The organism is Moorena sp. SIO4A5 (genome assembly GCF_010672005.1).
In the GTDB taxonomy this organism is placed as follows: domain Bacteria; phylum Cyanobacteriota; class Cyanobacteriia; order Cyanobacteriales; family Coleofasciculaceae; genus Moorena.
In genome coordinates, this window is record NZ_JAAHHZ010000139.1 from 1 (window position 1) to 14,985 (window position 14,985).

The following is a 14,985-nucleotide window of genomic DNA, read 5'->3' on the forward strand; positions in this document are numbered from 1 at the left end:
TATCCCACAACCCTGATACTGCGGAGATATTACAGCGTTGGCGAGTGGATTTGCAGTTGTCTGGTCATACCCATGGTGGTCAGATTGTGATTCCAGGAATCGGACCTGCGCCAGCATTTTTGAAAACTATCCGGAAGTATATTCCTAGATCTGTGCAGCCCTGGATACCCTATTTGAAAGTATGTTCAAAAGTAACTAACCATTGGGAATGGTCCGAGGGTCTACATCGGATCGGTAGAAACCAGTTATATACTAATCGTGGTTTAGGAACTTATTGGCCAGGTCGTCTATTTTGTCCACCAGAAGTTACAGTAATTACGTTGAATTAAGAATGTAGAATTAAGAATTAAGAATGTAGAATTAAGAATGTAGAATTAAGAATTAAGAATGTAGAATGGGGAATTAGGTAAGCATTCAGCTGTGAGCCTAAAGCTCACGCTGCGCGAAGAGCTTATTTTATTCAAAAGCACCTCAAGTAGCGATGCAGAGGTGCGACCCGTGGCGAATTTAATTCGCCTACGGAAAACGCACCATTACGGTCTTGGGGGTTCCCCCCATGAGCGACTGCATCAAGACAGCGTGCCCGTAGTGCATAAGTTGATAACTGTCTGTTCGCGTAGGGCATTAGCTGATAGCTGAATACTTACGGAATTGCCAATTCTCAATTCTCAATTCTCAATTCTCAATTCTCAATTCTTAATTCTTAATTCCCAATTCTTAATTCTCAATTCTCAATTCTCAATTCTTAATTCTTAATTTTTAATTCTTAATTCTATAATTACGTTAGTAGGTAGCCAGTTTTTTGTTCAATGTAGTCTATTATCTTATGATAAATTTCTGGATATTTTTGTTCGCTAATAATGATGGGCATGGAACTGTCAGGTAACCAAAAGGTTAATCTCTGATTTGGGTAGTGACAAAAACTACTGATTTTGTTGAGGTCAAGGATATAATCATGACGCTCGTAATTGAATGTAATCCAAAAACCTGAAGGTGATCGTGCTGATAACTTTTGAATGTAGTTGACCACTCGTTGATAACCGTCTGGGTCATTTTGACGGTTGACAATAATGGGGATAGTACTATCGGGTAACCAGAAGGTTATTTTTCCGTTGGGACCATGGGTGAATGTACTAAGTCGGTCCAGATCAATGACATATTCTCGATGATCGTAATTAACTTTTATCCAGTAACTCACAAAACCTCCTTATTGAAATAATGGGTTGGTAATACTAGCAATTACCAATTCGATGGCCAAAGGCCAAGCTACGCGAACGATTCGAGTTAATCACTTTAGCAAAGGGAACAGGGAACAGGGAATAGGGAACAGGGAACAAAAATGATCACAATTCATTTAGGATTGCTCTTCTTATTGAGATTACTGGTTACTTGTTGTTAATTAACACTGGTTACTGGTTACTAGTTATTTATTAAAGGATAAATAGTTAACCAGGATAAGAAAAATTTAGAATTTAGAATTTAGAATTTAGAATTGGATTCTTAATTCTTAATTCTTAATTATTCATTCTTAATTCTTAATTATTCATTCTTAATTATTCATTCTTAATTCTTAATTATTAATTCTTCATTCTCTTAAGACTGTCCCTGAATTGAGCGAAAGTTGGAAGCCCCAACCGACACGAAGTAGATTGGGGTACTTCACTTTTGCCTAGGGGCTGATCAAGCTAAGTCATATTTCAGGGCTTTATTCCTCAGAGCCGGATAATTTCTGTGGAATCATGTTTTGATCGAGGGTAATTATCCGGCATGATGTCATTAATACCCTAATCTGCGACATTTGTGACATCACATACTCAAGAGCTTACTTCCGCAACGGATTGCTGGTTTTGGCTAGTACTGCCGTTAGTACTAGACTGTTTAACCTGTCCTTTGTCAATGGTAGCTTGCACAAATCCTACAAACAATGGATGGGGATGACTGGGACGGGAGCTAAATTCTGGGTGGAACTGAGTGGCAATAAAGAAGGGGTGTTGTTTCAATTCAATCATTTCCACGAGGCGACCATCGGGAGAAGTACCACTAATGACATAACCTGTTTCTAAAAATAGGTTGCGATAAGCATTATTAAATTCATACCGGTGGCGGTGGCGCTCATAAATGACTTCTTCTTGGTAGAGGGAAGATGCTAGAGTATTAGGTGCTATACGGCATGGGTATAGCCCTAAACGCATGGTACCGCCTAAATCCACTACATCTTGTTGCTCTGGCAATAGATGAATGACGGGATTCTTGATATCAGTGAAAAACTCGGCACTATGGGCATCTTCTAAGAGGGCTATGTGCTTTGCCCATTCAACTACAGAACACTGCATCCCTAAACATAAGCCCAGCAAGGGAATCTGATTTTCCCTAGCATACCGAATTGCCTCAATTTTGCCATCTACTCCCCGAATCCCAAAGCCTCCAGGAATAAGGATACCGTTAAAACCGTTTAGGAAGGGTTCAGGACCGTAAGCTTCTACATCCTCAGCACTAACCCAGTGTATTTTGATTTTGGTATCTTTTGCGATCGCAGCATGCTCCAAAGCTTCCACAACGGATAGATAGGCATCGGTTAGTTTGATATACTTACCAACAATGGCAATTTCAAGGTGGTGAGTGGGATGATGCAGACGCTCAACTAACCTCTGCCACTGGGTTAAATCTGGTTCCCGTTGCTCCATCTGGAATAACTCTAGGGTTTGCTGGGCCAGTCCTTCTTTTTCTAGCATTAGGGGGACTTCGTAGATACTGCTGGCGTCCTGTGCAGAAATAACTGACTCTACTGGTACATCACAGAATGCTGATATTTTATCTTTTAATCCGGGTGGCAAAGCGCGATCGCATCGGCAAATTAAAATATCTGGTTGAATCCCGATAGCACGCAATTCCTTTACGGAGTGCTGGGTTGGCTTGGTTTTTATTTCTCCAGCCGCAGGAATCCAAGGTAATAGGGTCAGGTGCATATAAAGGACTTGATTGCGCCCGACATCTTTACGGAATTGACGAATTGCTTCCAAAAACGGTAGGGATTCAATATCCCCTAATGTGCCACCAATTTCTGTAATCAATACATCAGGATTGGAATTTTGGGCAACTCGATGAATGCGCTGTTTTATTTCATTAGTAATGTGGGGAATCACCTGCACTGTCCCCCCCTGGTAGTCACCGCGACGTTCTTTATTGATTACGGCTTGATAAATCGAGCCAGTCGTGACACTGTTCAGGCGAGAGACGGAGGTATCTGTGAAGCGTTCATAGTGACCTAAATCTAAATCTGTCTCAGCACCGTCTGATGTTACGAACACTTCTCCATGTTGGTAGGGACTCATGGTGCCCGGATCTACGTTAATATAGGGGTCTAGTTTAAGAATGGAAACGGAATAGTTCCGGGATTTGAGTAAACGTCCCAAGCTAGCAGCAACAATCCCCTTGCCAATACTGGATACAACGCCTCCAGTAATAAAGACAAACTTAGTCATAATAGTATTAATATAGTAGCGCGATAGAGATTTATCTGGTTCATTGTGCCATACTACACCAGAGTTGTTTGCTGCTGCTAAGCTATCAGTAATCAGCTATTAGCAATCAGCAATCAGCAATCAGTAATCAGCTATTAGCAATCAGCAATCATTAATCAGTAATCAGCAATCAGGAATCAGCAATCAGCAATTAGCAATCAGTAATCAGTAATCAGTAATCAGCTTATGGGTTAACTCACAGCGTCGAAGCCTGTGCCACGCGCTACCCGAACAGCTTATGGCTTAACTCACAGCGTCGAAGCCTGTGCCACGCTGACCGCTGACCGCTGACCGCTGACCGCTGACCGCTGACCGCTGACTGCTGACCACTGACCGCTGACTGCTGACCACTGACGGCTGACGGCTGATCGATGCACAACCCCTAGGATTCCTCATCCATTGGATTACCGAGGTCTAGATTACCGACATCAAAAACAATTATAAATTCGGCATCAGGCATTAATCGTTTCAGGGCCCATAAATGTCCCTCTGCATCCGACCGGTTTCGGAAGCGAGCAACGACTATCCGCTGCATTTCGGGTAACAGCCTAATGACCACCCACGGGTGAAGGCGTTCAGAATAACTCATAATCAAACTATCTCCTTGTGTAAGGGAGCCAGAGCTAGCCCGTGGATATTGCACTCTCGTTGGGCTAGCTCTTGACTCCGGGCGTCTCAGCGCCCACTTTTATATTATAGCATAAAAAAAATTATATTATAACATATTTGGAAAAGTTTTGTAAAAAACTGGTAGGGAATAGGGAATAGGGAGTAGGGAGTAGGGAGTAGGGAGTAGGGAACAGGGAACAGGGAACAGGGAATAGGGAATAGGGAAAAAATCCTGTGTACCTTGATAGCTTATAGTTATGAAAAACGCTGTATAGCATTTATAAATAGGTCATAAACAATAGACTTCGCGGCAGTTGTTGGGAACAGGGAATAGGGAACAGGGAACAGTGGACAAGAATTGACGTAAACACTATCATAAAAATACTTTTGCAAGAGGTCTAATCTGGCTAATTTCTCATAACATCAAAAACCCTTCGGAGCTTATTGATACAGTCGCTAATGAGGGGACACCCAAGACCTCGCTGCATGGCTCTTTCCTACGATTCCCGATTCCCGATTCCCGATTCCCGATTCCCGATTCCCGATTCCCGATTCCCTGCCCCCTAAAACATTGAAAAACTACTTTACTTATTGCTATGGGTCTATTATTCTGTTTATTAGCTACTTTATCCACTTCAATCATCCTTGGATACGTTAATCCTGTCAGTGGGCAAAGTGCATTTACAGCAATTTTCGCCCCCCTAGCCCCCCAACTTTGGGGGGAAATTGAGTTAAAGTCCCCCATAATTGGGGGATTTAGGGGGCTTGCAGCTAAAGGTAGTGAAGTCGATTCATCTGAAAACAGCTGTAATACTCCTAAGGTAAACGAATCTAGATCTAGAACAATGTCTTATCCTACTCAAGAGTCAGAATTCAGTAGTCAAGAAAATTTTCAAGTCAGTCAATCGTCTCCACAACTAAAACTTTATAGTGGTCTTCGGAGCCGAGCTGCGATTGTGCAGTGGTATCTTGAGGAGTTGGGAGTGCCCTATGAGTATATCTTGCTGGATATGAAAGCTGGAGAGCATAAACAGCCGGAATACCTGTCGATTAATCCGATGGGTAAAGTGCCAGCAATTGTGGATGGGGACTTTAAACTTTGGGAGTCGGGAGCGATTTTGGTTTACTTAGCTAATAAGTATGGAGAAACCCCTAGTTCTCTGGAAGAACAATCAGAGATTGTGCAGTGGGTGTTGTTTGCTAATGCTACCTTAGGACCAGGATTGTTTTTGGAAGATAGACGGGAGAAAGAAGCGCCCAGTTTATTGAAGCCACTAAATGAGCTATTAACGGATAAAACATTTTTGTTAGGGGATAACTTTAGTGTGGCGGATATTGCAGTAGGGTCTTATTTGGCTTATGCCAAAATACTGGTAAATTTTGATTTTAAAGAGTATCCAGCTGTTGCTGATTATCTGATGCGTTTGTCTGAACGTCCAGCTTTTAAAGAAACTATTGGTAATCGGTAATTGGGAATCGGGAATCGGGAGTCGGGAGTCGGGAGTCGGGAGATAGGGAACAGGGAACAGGGAATAGGGAGTAGGGAGTAGTTGTATTTGGTGCGATCGCGTAGCGTGGCCGTAGGCCAAACGCGAACGCTCCAATTCAAAGTTTCTTCTTTTCTTTATTTTGAAGTTTTAATTTTTAATTTTTAATTACCCAAAGGGGTGAAAGAATACTGTACCTCATAAGTGCGAGGAACGCTATATCGATAGACAAAAGTAGTAATTGGTGGTAGTTATGCCACAAGATTAATCTTGATCTAGAATATCAGAGGTAAAAGGACAATCCTGGGGGAAGCAAGTAGATGGATAATCCTTGCTAACCACAAAGAGTGGATATCTGTAGCAATCGGAAAAGACCGATTCAAGATAAGGCTTGAGACTGGGAGATTCAGACAACAAAAGATTAATCTGTTCTCTCTGCTCATTGATCGTTTTTTCCCAACCTCGATAATCAGGCTCTGAATTCACGTACTGCCTTTTAAGCAAGTGTTCCATTAAAACCTTAAGTCGGCTCTGAATCTCTCGTTTATCTGTTCGCCCCAAGGTGGCTATTTCCTCAATTAAATTCTCTATGTCCAACTCATCAAAGTTTCTTGTTTTAAGTTGCTGACAAGTTAGATCAGTCCACAGAACAAAATCCTGATTATACAAGTCACTATTACTCATTATTTGTTCATTATTTTATAGTTTTTGTAAGAATCACGGAGGTTTTTAAGTATCCGTACATTAAACTAAATTACTATATAGCAATTCTCATAGCTATGAGTAAAGTCACAGCGCTTGTGGCCTGTGCCACAAAGCTGACAGCTGACAGCTGAATACTTACTATTATAGCGTTTCTCATAGCTATGAGGTACAGATAATTTGGGATTGCTATAACCCATTAGTGCGTCAGTGCAATAGTTTTTTTTAACCACTGAACTGATCTGATGTCTGGATGATAACCCTTAATAACAATCTTCCCATCTGCCACGCCACCGCCCCATATCTACCACACTTTCCACGCTTTAAGTGTTTTACACCCTTACCACACTCTAATAGATAGTGTGAATGCAATAGTTTTTCTAACCCCTTGCATCTTCTGAGAACTTGTGTTAAAATAACAGTATCGTTAAAGCAATGGTTTTACCGCCATGATGATTTCTACCGCCCAAGCTGCTGAATTACTAGGTGTTTCTGCCACTCGTGTCCGTTTCCTGCTGAGCAAGGGCAGAGTGAAGGGGGCTTATAAGGTGGGTAGAACTTGGGTGATTCCTCTGTTTGACGGTATGCCGGTGGTCACCCCTGGTACTCGCGGACCGAAGCGGAATTGGTCAAAGCGCACGGAGTACACTAAGGCTGTGATTCACGTTAATCAGAAGGTAATTCGCCAAAATCTCAAGAGCGGGGAGCGCAACCCTGTGATAACGGTCAAACGGGGTTCTAAAAATATTTATGGTCATACGGTAGAAGTTAATGGCCCCTGTCGGGTGATGTATCGTCCAGATGATCCTTTACATTGTGGGGCTAGGGTGTGGATTGAGACGATTTCTGATTTTAAGGTCAGCTGATTTGGCTACTTGAAGGACGACTTTCAGCATCGGATTTATGAACAAAACACCAGACTTTGATGATGAGATGCTACCTGAGTACCAGTTTGACTATCACAAGGCAAAGCCGAATCGTTTTGCTCAGCAGCAACCAACTAATGCGATCGCACAAGCGCGGAAGCGTGGCCTTTTGGCCAAGGTCAATCCCAACCAAGTTCCAAAGACAACTTAGTGCAATTCGCTCTCGACTTCAAAAATTAGGTTTGTTGTAAGTCAGTCGTTAAACCCTACCATAACAAATTACTCGCTATCAATTGTAGAAAAGTATGCTCCAATTTAAAGGAGTGTGAGAGAATTGAACAAGTTAAGCATTTCTCTATTTCCTATGACAGTAGTGGAGTTATTTCCTACTCTGAAAGGTTTAAACCGTGCAGACAAACTGAAAGTCATTCAGTTTTTGGTAGCAGAGCTAGCTAGGAAAGAGGAACCTACCTTAGAACCAGGAGCTACCTATCCAGTTTGGTCGCCCCTTAACTCTCATCAAGCCGCTAATCAACTCGCTCAACTGTTGGAATCGGAGCAACCTAACTCCAATGGGTAATGCTCGACGATTCAACTTTACCGAGGAACAAATTAATGCTGCTCTGGCCTACATTAAGACCAATCGTGCTGAACTCAGAGCTGAGTATCAAATTGTATTGAAAGAAGCTACCGCCAATGGCTGATAGCTGAATAACTAAGCTGAAAACCAATCGAAATTTCGGCTAATCAACAATTCTGTCTTCTTGGCATGGTGAGTGTTTTTCATCGCAATAGGTTGTATAGCAAATTCATAGCGACTTGCTAGATCCCTTGTTTCTTCTGTATTGTCATAGCTCATCAGAAAATCGCCTTCTAATTTGCTAGCAAGTTTAAATAGAGCTTCATGATCAACTGCTGAATATCGATAGAGCCTGCGCCCAGCTTTTAAATAAGGTGGATCAATAAAATAAATAGCATCGTTGCGGTGATAATTTTGCTCACAAACCTCAAACCCATCCCCAGCAATAAATTTAATTTTTGTCTTGATTTCAGCAATAGAAAGTATGCGCTTTTTCAGGGTTTGAGGATACCAGCGTGACGTGATTCCTTTGCCATTTTCCCCATTTTTCATAAAACTAGCACCATCAGCCAGAATTCCACCACGATTAACGCGATTTTTAACTACTGTTGCGAAAGCGAGAGATTCAAGAGATTCATTTGCAGAATCAATAGCTTGCTTAGCACTCTTTGCAGTTAGATGAAAATTGACAATAGTTTCGGCTAGCCATTCGGCACCACCACCTAAAATGAGCTGCCACACAGCAGCAACCCCTTCATCTTTTTCTACCATAGTCACTCTACCTACTAAATTATCGAAAGCAGCAGTAAGACTGACTATACCTCCACCAGCAAAAGGTTCAAAAAGTTCCTTATCTGTACCACCTTTATTATACAACCATTGGCGAATTTGGGGGATTAGCCAAGTTTTACCACCAGCATAGCGAAATGGGCTACGTTGCGGCACACTAGCTACATTTATGACTTTTTTATGACTGATGAGAGAGGCAGTATTAAATAGCTCAAGTTGAGTCATTGGCTTATCCTTTATTGTAAAGGAAGATCTACTATGGTTTGAGTATCTGGAGGATTATCTAGTTTATCATCAAGTTTCTGTTGAAGCACTTCAAGGAAATCTTCTACGTTACCAGCTTTCGGTGTTGAAATAGCGTTAATTGCTGCCCAGTATTCTGTATAAACTACATCGTGTAACGTCAAATTGAACTGATTTTTTTCCGGTTCTAGGGTGTAAAGATGCCAGGCAACTTCCGATTTATCCCATTCAACCTTTGGCAATTGTGGCAGAGTATCAAAGAAACTCTTTTGTAAAACGATTACCTGTTTCTTATTCCACTCACGAAAAATTGACCCCTTATACAAAAGCTGAGGGAGGAGGCGTTTGCGTGAGGATGATAGATAATCTGGACTAGGATAATAAGTTGTCAATTTTGCCCAATCTATAGTTTTCCAGTCTTCAGGATTACTAATATACCTTTCAAAGGGTTTTCTAACGTTACCAGAAATATAAACAGCTTGCACTTCTACAGAGCCAAAATCTAAAACTTTTCCTCGATCATCATAAGAAACTAAGACTAGATCAATATTTCCAGCGGACTGACCATTGGCATCTTTCAAGCGAACCTCTGTCAGGGAAGTCCAATTAGTTTCCTCTCCAAAGAAATAATTAGCGGCATTTTCAGCAATTAGCCAATCCTGTCGGAAGCGAACTGGACAAGTAATGACCGATTCATCCCTGTGATAGATACTACATACACCTAGAGGATTGTTTGCCTTATCTTTGGTGCAATTCGGCACCTTATTGTTATAAGGACACAGTTTGTAGCGACGATACCGCTTTGCCTGTTCTGTGAAGTTGTTAGTTGGGAATCCGAAGACCTCTGCAAGAGGATTGTTGGACATATCAATTTAGTATAGTACTTATGTAAATCTAAGACTACCGTAAGAAGGTCAAGATATTGATTAAAGTTGTACCGCGAAGGGTGAAGCTAGATGATTGCTTACGGATGAACAGCTAAGGTGGCAATTTATACTCAGCAGCAATCCATTGATGCGAACGCGCCCCGCGTGACCGTTCGCGTAGCGTGGCCTTTTGGCCAAGGTCAATCGCAACCAAGTTCCAGCAAACTTCCTAGTGCAATTCGCTACTTGCCCGATTGTCACGTTTCTTCGGACTGCCCTATAAAATAGATACAGCTCAACCTTACCGTTAGGCTCAAAATCAGGAGACTTACGTGGCATACAGTGACTTTACTCTCAAGAAAGTCAAGCTTGACTTCAATATCCAGACTGTGGAGGAGCAGTCACTATTTTCCAATAGTGAAGAAATTGAAATAAGTGATTATCTCGCACAGACCTTAAAAAGAAATGTTCCTTTAGCGTTAGCCATTAATACGGAAAAAGCTAGATCAGAACTCATCATTATTAATATTTTACTGGAAGTTAAAGAAAAATCCTATGATGAAAAAATTAGTCTATTCTCAGGGATTGATTTTAATGTAGATAAGGAAAAAGGCTTAACTGTATTTTGCGATTATATCATTAGCGGTTCAGAAGAACAGTTATATTTAGAGTTACCCGTAATTACAATAGTTGAAGCTAAGAATGAAAATATTATTTCTGGCTTAGGTCAATGTATTGCGGAAATGCATGCTGCTCAACTTTTTAATCAAGAAGCAAGTCATGAGTTATCCTGTGTATATGGTGCAGTAACAACAGGAGATGAATGGAGATTTGTTAAGCTTGAAAAAAATGTTGCTTATATAGATAATGATAGCTATTATATTAGTGATATTAATAAAATTATTGGGATTCTAGTGAACATGGTTAAAGGAGAAGCCTAATACTATTAGGAAAGGGAGCAGGGAGCAGGGAGCAGGGAGCAGGGAGCAGGTAACACGTAAAAGGTAACAGGGAAGAAGGTAAAAATTCTGTGTACCTCATTAGGGTAAAATATACTACTTTAGCAAAGGGAACAGGGAAAATAGAAAAAATTCGTCTACCTCATTCTCCCGATTCCCGATTCCCGATTCCCGATTCCCGATTCCCGATTCCCGATTCCCGATTCCCGATTCCCGATTCCCGACTCCCGATTCTTGATTCCCTAAAACCCAATCGACAACTGGGCTAATTGTGAAATAAATCCTATAATTCCGCCGATTAACACTAACCATAGGGAATTTACCTTAAAGCGAAATACCAGCACCGCACTAGTTATTGCCACCATAACGGTTAACCAATCTACTAAAGCAGTACGTGCTAAGATATACGTTACTCCTGTCATCAGTCCTAAGGAAGCGGCATTAACACCGTCGAGGAATCCACTTGCCCAGGGGGATTGGCGTAGCTTAGGCACCCAAGGATTGAGGATTCCGACTAACACAAAGGCAGGCAAAAAGATTCCAACGGTGGCAGCGATTGCGCCAACATTTCCATTCAGGAGATAGCCAATGAAGGTAGCAGTGGTAAACACAGGACCGGGAGTGACTTGACCGATTGCGATCGCATCAAGCAGTTGTTGGGAAGTAAGCCATTGGTGGCGCTCTACTAAATCTTGCTGTAGAAACGCCAGCAGCACATAACCACTACCATATAGAACGGAGCCAATTTTTAGGAAGAATAGGAAGACACTAGCAGAAGATAGGGAAGCGGCGGATGGTACACCGGTCTGGGCTAAAAGACTAGAGAAAGGCACAAGTAAAGCACCTGTGATGTTATTTCCTCTACGCCACAGGGTTTTGACTAGCATTACCGCAGCTCCCACCAACAGCAGTAAGAGAATTTCATGGGTACCTAAGAAGAAAGCGATAGTAGCTGCAACTCCTGCTACTGTAGTGGGAATATCTTTTGCTGCTTTTTTCCCCAACTTCCATAACGCTTGTAAAACAATAGCGATGATAACTGGTTTGATACCATAGAGGAGCCACTCTACCTGGGGCACACTCTGGTAACGGGCATAAATTGCTGCCATTATCCAGACAATCACCATTGCTGGCAAGATAAAACAAGAACCAGCAACAAACAGTCCTCGCCATCCTGCTCGCTCATAACCGATGTGAATCGCTAATTCTGTAGAGTTAGGGCCTGGAAGAAGATTGGTAACGCCCAGTAGATCCAGCAGATTCTCATGACTCATCCACTGTCGTCGCTTCACTACTTCATCATCCATCATGGCAATGTGAGCAGCTGGGCCACCAAAGGCAATTGTCCCCAATTTAAAAAAGACTAGCGCTAATTCTTTGAGTCGTTGCCCCTGTTCTTGTGGGGAGAGTTGAGCTTCAGAACTGTTGTGCTGGTCAGGCTGAATATCTTCTATTTCGTTAGACACTGGTTTGACTCCAACGGTGTCAAGGTTAATATACCAAAGGGAAGAGGGAACAGGGAATAGGGAATAGGGAGTCGGGAGTCGGGAATCGGGAATCGGGAATCGGGAGTCGGTAGTCGGGAGTCGGGAATCGGGAATCGGGAATCGGGGTAATAAAATTTAATTTATAGTTATTTGCAGATAACTTATTATAGATAGTTCAGCAGTTATCTTACAGCTATCAGCTATCAGATAACTGCGATGCTCTTTCAGAGCCGCTACGCGATTGGCCGTAGGCCACGCTACGCGAACGTGTTTTTTGAGGTTATTGTATTGGTTATTGAGCAATTCGTGTAGGAATTTTAATAATTTTTGATGCCCTATTCCCTACTCCCTACTCCCTACTCCCTACTCCCTACTCCCTACTCCCTATTCCCTACTCCCGACTCCCGACTCCCTACTCCCTACTCCCTACTCCCTACTTCCTTTGCTATTATTTTGGTTATTTTTATGGTACAATAGTCCTAGAGTAATCTGGTGTAATCTATGGCTAAGTTTTACTCAGAAATCAATCAAGATTTAAGAGAGTTTATTGAGGAGCAAAAAATATTTTTTACAGCCACAGCCCCCCATCAAGGTCGTATTAACCTATCCCCCAAAGGTATTAACACCTTTCGGTGTATTGATAGTAAAACAGTGGCTTATCTAGATTTAACCGGTAGCGGTAACGAGACATCTGCTCATTTGCTGGAAAATGGCAGAATGACAATTATGTTTTGTAGCTTCACTGAAAAGCCATTAATTCTCCGCCTTTATGGTCATGGTCAGGTAATTCGACCTAGGGATAAGGAATGGGAAACAGTCTACTCCCTATTCAATAGCCTACCAGGGGAAAGACAGATTATTGTATTAAATGTAGAATCTGCCCAAACCTCCTGTGGTTATGGTGTACCTTTGTATGACTTAAAAGGAGAGAGGGAAACTCTGCTCAAGTGGGCGAATAAGAAGGGAAAACAGGGAATTCACGACTATTGGCAAGCCAAAAATATTGAGAGTATAGATGGGTTACCGACTAATCTTTTAGAAGATTAACCAGAATGGTGAATTAAGAATTAAGAATTAAGAATTAAGAATTAAGAATTCTACATTCTACATTCTGCATTCTACATTATTAATTTTACATTCTACATTCTACATTCTACATTATTAATTCTGCCTTCACCATTCTGACAAACAACCAAACCAACTTATTTTTTAGTTTGGTCTAAATTAGCGGCAGCGCTATTGACCTCTATGGGATTTTCCTGGGCTAAAGCACTATTGATATGTGATTGCTCTCCCGTAATCAAGGCAGTTGCTTGCTCTAATGCCTCGATGCGATCGCTAACTCGGTTTCTTTCTGGTAATAGTTGCAGGATTTTCAACTTTTCCAGCCTTTGATTAACCCTACCAGTCGCACCTACGATAAACACATCACGACGTTTGTCACGAGCCTCCTTAACCATAGTCTCTATCGCTAAAGAAGCGGTCACTCCCAACAAGGGAACATCACTGAGATCTAAAATCAGGACATCATACTTTTCTACCATCCCCATCCGCTGAGAGATACCCTTGGCTGCACCAAAGCTCATTGGTCCGCCGAGACGGAATAGGAAAATTCGACCACGAGCCTGTTTCAGAAGTTGTTTTTCTTCATAGCTCAAACTCTTTTCACCATCATCAGGAGCAGTAATTTCCTTGATTTGATTAATTTGTAGCTCACTGAGGTTTTTGACAGTCAACAGGTTGGCAATGAACACCCCAACGGCAACGGCTGTAATTAGGTCAACAAATACAGTCATGAATAACACTAAATACATTAATGCTGCTGCCTTGAGGGAGACTTGATGGGCTCGTTTGAGGAAGCTCCAGTCAATAATATCGATTCCTACTTTAATCAAGATGCCCGCCAGGACAGCATGGGGAATACTTTCAGTGAGGCTTCCCGCCCCCACAACAATCACCAGCAGCACTAGGGCATGAATCATGCCTGAAAGGGGGGTTTGACCACCAGCCTTAACATTGATTACCGTCCGCATGGTAGCACCAGCACCAGGGAGCCCACCAAACAAGCCAGCAATCGTATTACCGATACCCTGACCAATTAATTCCCGGTCAGAGTCGTGCTGGGTACGGGTAATATTATCAGCAACCATGGACGTTAACAGAGAGTCGATAGCTCCCAAGGTGGCTAACATTAGACCATAGCCAAGCATGTCTTTGATTTGGCTGAACTTAAAGACTGGCAAATATAGCTTGGGTAAGCCTGTGGGGATGTCTCCAATCCGTCTGAGCTCGCTGTCTGGCAGGTCTGGGAAAAAGACAACCGATATCAACGTACAGACTATCAGTGCTAGCAAGGGGGATGGAATTAATCGACTCAGCTTCCTAGGTGATCCAAACATAATCACCAGAGTCAGGATTGCTAGACCGGTAGCGGCAAAATGGGGATTAGCGACAAAGGTAGGAAAATTGCTGACAGATTCCACCACATTCCCAGAACTAGGATGCCCGAAAAATGGACCAATCTGTAACAACAGAATGATCACACCAATCCCTGACATAAAGCCAGATATAACTGTGTAGGGCATCAGGGTAATATATTTACCCAGCCGCAACACCCCAAATAAGATTTGAAATATCCCCCCTAGCATGACAACAGTAAATGCCATCGCTAGACCATTCTCTGGGTTTTTAGCAACTAGCGCCGTAAACACCGTTGTCATCACTACGGTCATCGGGCCAGTGGGACCAGAAATCTGAGAGGGAGTACCGCCAAACAGAGCGGCAAACAGACCAACAAAAATAGCGCCGTAAAGACCATGAATTGCCCCAGCACCGGAGGATACTCCAAAGGCTAGGGCTAATGGTAGTGCAACAAT

Annotated in this window: 22 protein-coding genes and 1 pseudogene; 10 read left to right on the top strand and 13 right to left on the bottom strand. The window is 42.3% G+C overall.

The features are described from left to right. Positions 1-329, top strand: a pseudogene (locus F6K57_RS28455) (metallophosphoesterase); the annotation flags it as partial. Between the two features lie 131 nt (positions 330-460). On the opposite strand, the gene F6K57_RS28460 reads toward F6K57_RS28455, so the two are convergent. The 6 genes from F6K57_RS28460 to F6K57_RS28485 form a co-directional block, all read right to left on the bottom strand. Continuing rightward, positions 461-625 carry a hypothetical protein gene (locus F6K57_RS28460; RefSeq protein WP_293021667.1) on the bottom strand — a complete coding sequence of 55 codons (165 nt, stop codon included), beginning with the start codon at positions 623-625 and terminating at the stop codon, positions 461-463. A 153-nt stretch (positions 626-778) separates the two neighbouring features. Beyond that, on the bottom strand, positions 779-1,198 hold the full coding sequence (locus tag F6K57_RS28465) for a hypothetical protein (protein WP_293021668.1): 420 nt from the start codon (positions 1,196-1,198) through the stop codon (positions 779-781). A gap of 616 nt (positions 1,199-1,814) precedes the next feature. Continuing rightward, positions 1,815-3,482: a CTP synthase gene (locus F6K57_RS28470; protein WP_293071710.1), complete on the bottom strand. Its 1,668-nt coding sequence runs from the start codon at positions 3,480-3,482 to the stop codon at positions 1,815-1,817. A gap of 287 nt (positions 3,483-3,769) precedes the next feature. After that, a complete protein-coding gene (locus F6K57_RS28475; protein WP_293021670.1) occupies positions 3,770-3,898 on the bottom strand; it encodes a hypothetical protein in 129 nt (42 codons plus the stop codon). A 5-nt stretch (positions 3,899-3,903) separates the two neighbouring features. Continuing rightward, positions 3,904-4,110: a hypothetical protein gene (locus tag F6K57_RS28480; RefSeq protein WP_075904719.1), complete on the bottom strand. Its 207-nt coding sequence runs from the start codon at positions 4,108-4,110 to the stop codon at positions 3,904-3,906. A gap of 121 nt (positions 4,111-4,231) precedes the next feature. Continuing rightward, positions 4,232-4,408: a hypothetical protein gene (locus tag F6K57_RS28485; protein ID WP_293021672.1), complete on the bottom strand. Its 177-nt coding sequence runs from the start codon at positions 4,406-4,408 to the stop codon at positions 4,232-4,234. A gap of 567 nt (positions 4,409-4,975) precedes the next feature. On the opposite strand from F6K57_RS28485, the gene F6K57_RS28490 reads away from it, so the two are divergent. After that, the gene (locus F6K57_RS28490) at positions 4,976-5,599 is read left to right on the top strand and encodes a glutathione S-transferase family protein (protein WP_293019248.1); all 624 of its coding nucleotides are present in this window, start codon (positions 4,976-4,978) and stop codon (positions 5,597-5,599) included. Here the strand turns inward: F6K57_RS28490 and F6K57_RS28495 are convergent. After that, positions 5,542-5,739 carry a hypothetical protein gene (locus F6K57_RS28495; protein ID WP_293019249.1) on the bottom strand — a complete coding sequence of 66 codons (198 nt, stop codon included), beginning with the start codon at positions 5,737-5,739 and terminating at the stop codon, positions 5,542-5,544. The genes F6K57_RS28490 and F6K57_RS28495 overlap by 58 nt on opposite strands. A gap of 142 nt (positions 5,740-5,881) precedes the next feature. Continuing rightward, positions 5,882-6,301 carry a DUF29 domain-containing protein gene (locus tag F6K57_RS28500; protein ID WP_293019251.1) on the bottom strand — a complete coding sequence of 140 codons (420 nt, stop codon included), beginning with the start codon at positions 6,299-6,301 and terminating at the stop codon, positions 5,882-5,884. 467 nt (positions 6,302-6,768) lie between these two features. On the opposite strand from F6K57_RS28500, the gene F6K57_RS28505 reads away from it, so the two are divergent. The 4 genes from F6K57_RS28505 (at position 6,769) to F6K57_RS28520 (ending at position 7,889) form a co-directional block, all read left to right on the top strand. Further along, complete coding sequence (locus F6K57_RS28505) at positions 6,769-7,185, top strand: helix-turn-helix domain-containing protein (protein ID WP_293019253.1); 417 nt, start codon at positions 6,769-6,771, stop codon at positions 7,183-7,185. 37 nt (positions 7,186-7,222) lie between these two features. Continuing rightward, positions 7,223-7,396 carry a hypothetical protein gene (locus tag F6K57_RS28510; RefSeq protein WP_293019254.1) on the top strand — a complete coding sequence of 58 codons (174 nt, stop codon included), beginning with the start codon at positions 7,223-7,225 and terminating at the stop codon, positions 7,394-7,396. 123 nt (positions 7,397-7,519) lie between these two features. Next, positions 7,520-7,765 carry a hypothetical protein gene (locus tag F6K57_RS28515; RefSeq protein ID WP_293047344.1) on the top strand — a complete coding sequence of 82 codons (246 nt, stop codon included), beginning with the start codon at positions 7,520-7,522 and terminating at the stop codon, positions 7,763-7,765. After that, complete coding sequence (locus F6K57_RS28520) at positions 7,758-7,889, top strand: hypothetical protein (RefSeq protein ID WP_293019258.1); 132 nt, start codon at positions 7,758-7,760, stop codon at positions 7,887-7,889. The genes F6K57_RS28515 and F6K57_RS28520 overlap by 8 nt, the downstream gene beginning before the upstream one ends. A gap of 11 nt (positions 7,890-7,900) precedes the next feature. On the opposite strand, the gene F6K57_RS28525 is transcribed toward F6K57_RS28520, so the two are convergent. Genes F6K57_RS28525 through F6K57_RS28535 form a run of 3 tightly spaced genes read right to left on the bottom strand, consistent with a single transcriptional unit; the run spans position 7,901 to position 10,002 of the window. Continuing rightward, on the bottom strand, positions 7,901-8,779 hold the full coding sequence (locus tag F6K57_RS28525; protein ID WP_293071711.1) for a DNA adenine methylase: 879 nt from the start codon (positions 8,777-8,779) through the stop codon (positions 7,901-7,903). 11 nt (positions 8,780-8,790) lie between these two features. Beyond that, positions 8,791-9,663 (bottom strand): NotI family restriction endonuclease, encoded by an 873-nt coding sequence (locus F6K57_RS28530; RefSeq protein WP_293071712.1) that lies wholly within the window; start codon positions 9,661-9,663, stop codon positions 8,791-8,793. Between the two features lie 60 nt (positions 9,664-9,723). Further along, a complete protein-coding gene (locus F6K57_RS28535) occupies positions 9,724-10,002 on the bottom strand; it encodes a hypothetical protein (RefSeq protein ID WP_293071713.1) in 279 nt (92 codons plus the stop codon). Here F6K57_RS28535 and F6K57_RS28540 point away from each other — a divergent pair. Together F6K57_RS28540 and F6K57_RS28545 are read left to right on the top strand one after the other, a co-directional pair. Next, positions 9,996-10,604: a hypothetical protein gene (locus F6K57_RS28540; RefSeq protein WP_293071714.1), complete on the top strand. Its 609-nt coding sequence runs from the start codon at positions 9,996-9,998 to the stop codon at positions 10,602-10,604. The two genes, F6K57_RS28535 and F6K57_RS28540, sit on opposite strands and share 7 nt — an antisense overlap. Positions 10,605-10,693: 89 nt before the next feature. Beyond that, positions 10,694-10,891: a hypothetical protein gene (locus F6K57_RS28545; protein WP_293071715.1), complete on the top strand. Its 198-nt coding sequence runs from the start codon at positions 10,694-10,696 to the stop codon at positions 10,889-10,891. Here F6K57_RS28545 and F6K57_RS28550 read toward each other — a convergent pair. Then, positions 10,865-12,088, bottom strand: a complete 1,224-nt coding sequence (locus F6K57_RS28550; RefSeq protein WP_293071716.1) for a chromate transporter — start codon at positions 12,086-12,088, stop codon at positions 10,865-10,867. The genes F6K57_RS28545 and F6K57_RS28550 overlap by 27 nt on opposite strands. Positions 12,089-12,439: 351 nt before the next feature. Here F6K57_RS28550 and F6K57_RS28555 point away from each other — a divergent pair, with 351 nt between their 5' ends. Beyond that, positions 12,440-12,586 carry a hypothetical protein gene (locus tag F6K57_RS28555; protein WP_293019267.1) on the top strand — a complete coding sequence of 49 codons (147 nt, stop codon included), beginning with the start codon at positions 12,440-12,442 and terminating at the stop codon, positions 12,584-12,586. Positions 12,587-12,610: 24 nt separating this feature from the next. Beyond that, positions 12,611-13,156, top strand: a complete 546-nt coding sequence (locus tag F6K57_RS28560; RefSeq protein ID WP_293019268.1) for a pyridoxamine 5'-phosphate oxidase family protein — start codon at positions 12,611-12,613, stop codon at positions 13,154-13,156. A 155-nt stretch (positions 13,157-13,311) separates the two neighbouring features. On the opposite strand, the gene F6K57_RS28565 is transcribed toward F6K57_RS28560, so the two are convergent. Next, on the bottom strand, positions 13,312-14,985 hold a 1,674-nt coding region (locus F6K57_RS28565), incomplete at its 5' end, for a SulP family inorganic anion transporter (protein WP_293071717.1).

Coding starts and splice junctions, on each gene's coding strand:
- F6K57_RS28525 (WP_293071711.1), bottom strand. CDS start 8,779: ATGACTCAACTTGAGCTATTTAATACTGCCTCTCTCATCAGTCATAAA.
- F6K57_RS28485 (WP_293021672.1), bottom strand. CDS start 4,408: ATGCTATACAGCGTTTTTCATAACTATAAGCTATCAAGGTACACAGGA.
- F6K57_RS28505 (WP_293019253.1), top strand. CDS start 6,769: ATGATGATTTCTACCGCCCAAGCTGCTGAATTACTAGGTGTTTCTGCC.
- F6K57_RS28470 (WP_293071710.1), bottom strand. CDS start 3,482: ATGACTAAGTTTGTCTTTATTACTGGAGGCGTTGTATCCAGTATTGGC.
- F6K57_RS28560 (WP_293019268.1), top strand. CDS start 12,611: ATGGCTAAGTTTTACTCAGAAATCAATCAAGATTTAAGAGAGTTTATT.
- F6K57_RS28460 (WP_293021667.1), bottom strand. CDS start 625: ATGCCCTACGCGAACAGACAGTTATCAACTTATGCACTACGGGCACGC.
- F6K57_RS28480 (WP_075904719.1), bottom strand. CDS start 4,110: ATGAGTTATTCTGAACGCCTTCACCCGTGGGTGGTCATTAGGCTGTTA.
- F6K57_RS28510 (WP_293019254.1), top strand. CDS start 7,223: ATGAACAAAACACCAGACTTTGATGATGAGATGCTACCTGAGTACCAG.
- F6K57_RS28520 (WP_293019258.1), top strand. CDS start 7,758: ATGGGTAATGCTCGACGATTCAACTTTACCGAGGAACAAATTAATGCT.
- F6K57_RS28530 (WP_293071712.1), bottom strand. CDS start 9,663: ATGTCCAACAATCCTCTTGCAGAGGTCTTCGGATTCCCAACTAACAAC.
- F6K57_RS28490 (WP_293019248.1), top strand. CDS start 4,976: ATGTCTTATCCTACTCAAGAGTCAGAATTCAGTAGTCAAGAAAATTTT.
- F6K57_RS28555 (WP_293019267.1), top strand. CDS start 12,440: ATGCCCTATTCCCTACTCCCTACTCCCTACTCCCTACTCCCTACTCCC.
- F6K57_RS28535 (WP_293071713.1), bottom strand. CDS start 10,002: ATGCCACGTAAGTCTCCTGATTTTGAGCCTAACGGTAAGGTTGAGCTG.
- F6K57_RS28500 (WP_293019251.1), bottom strand. CDS start 6,301: ATGAGTAATAGTGACTTGTATAATCAGGATTTTGTTCTGTGGACTGAT.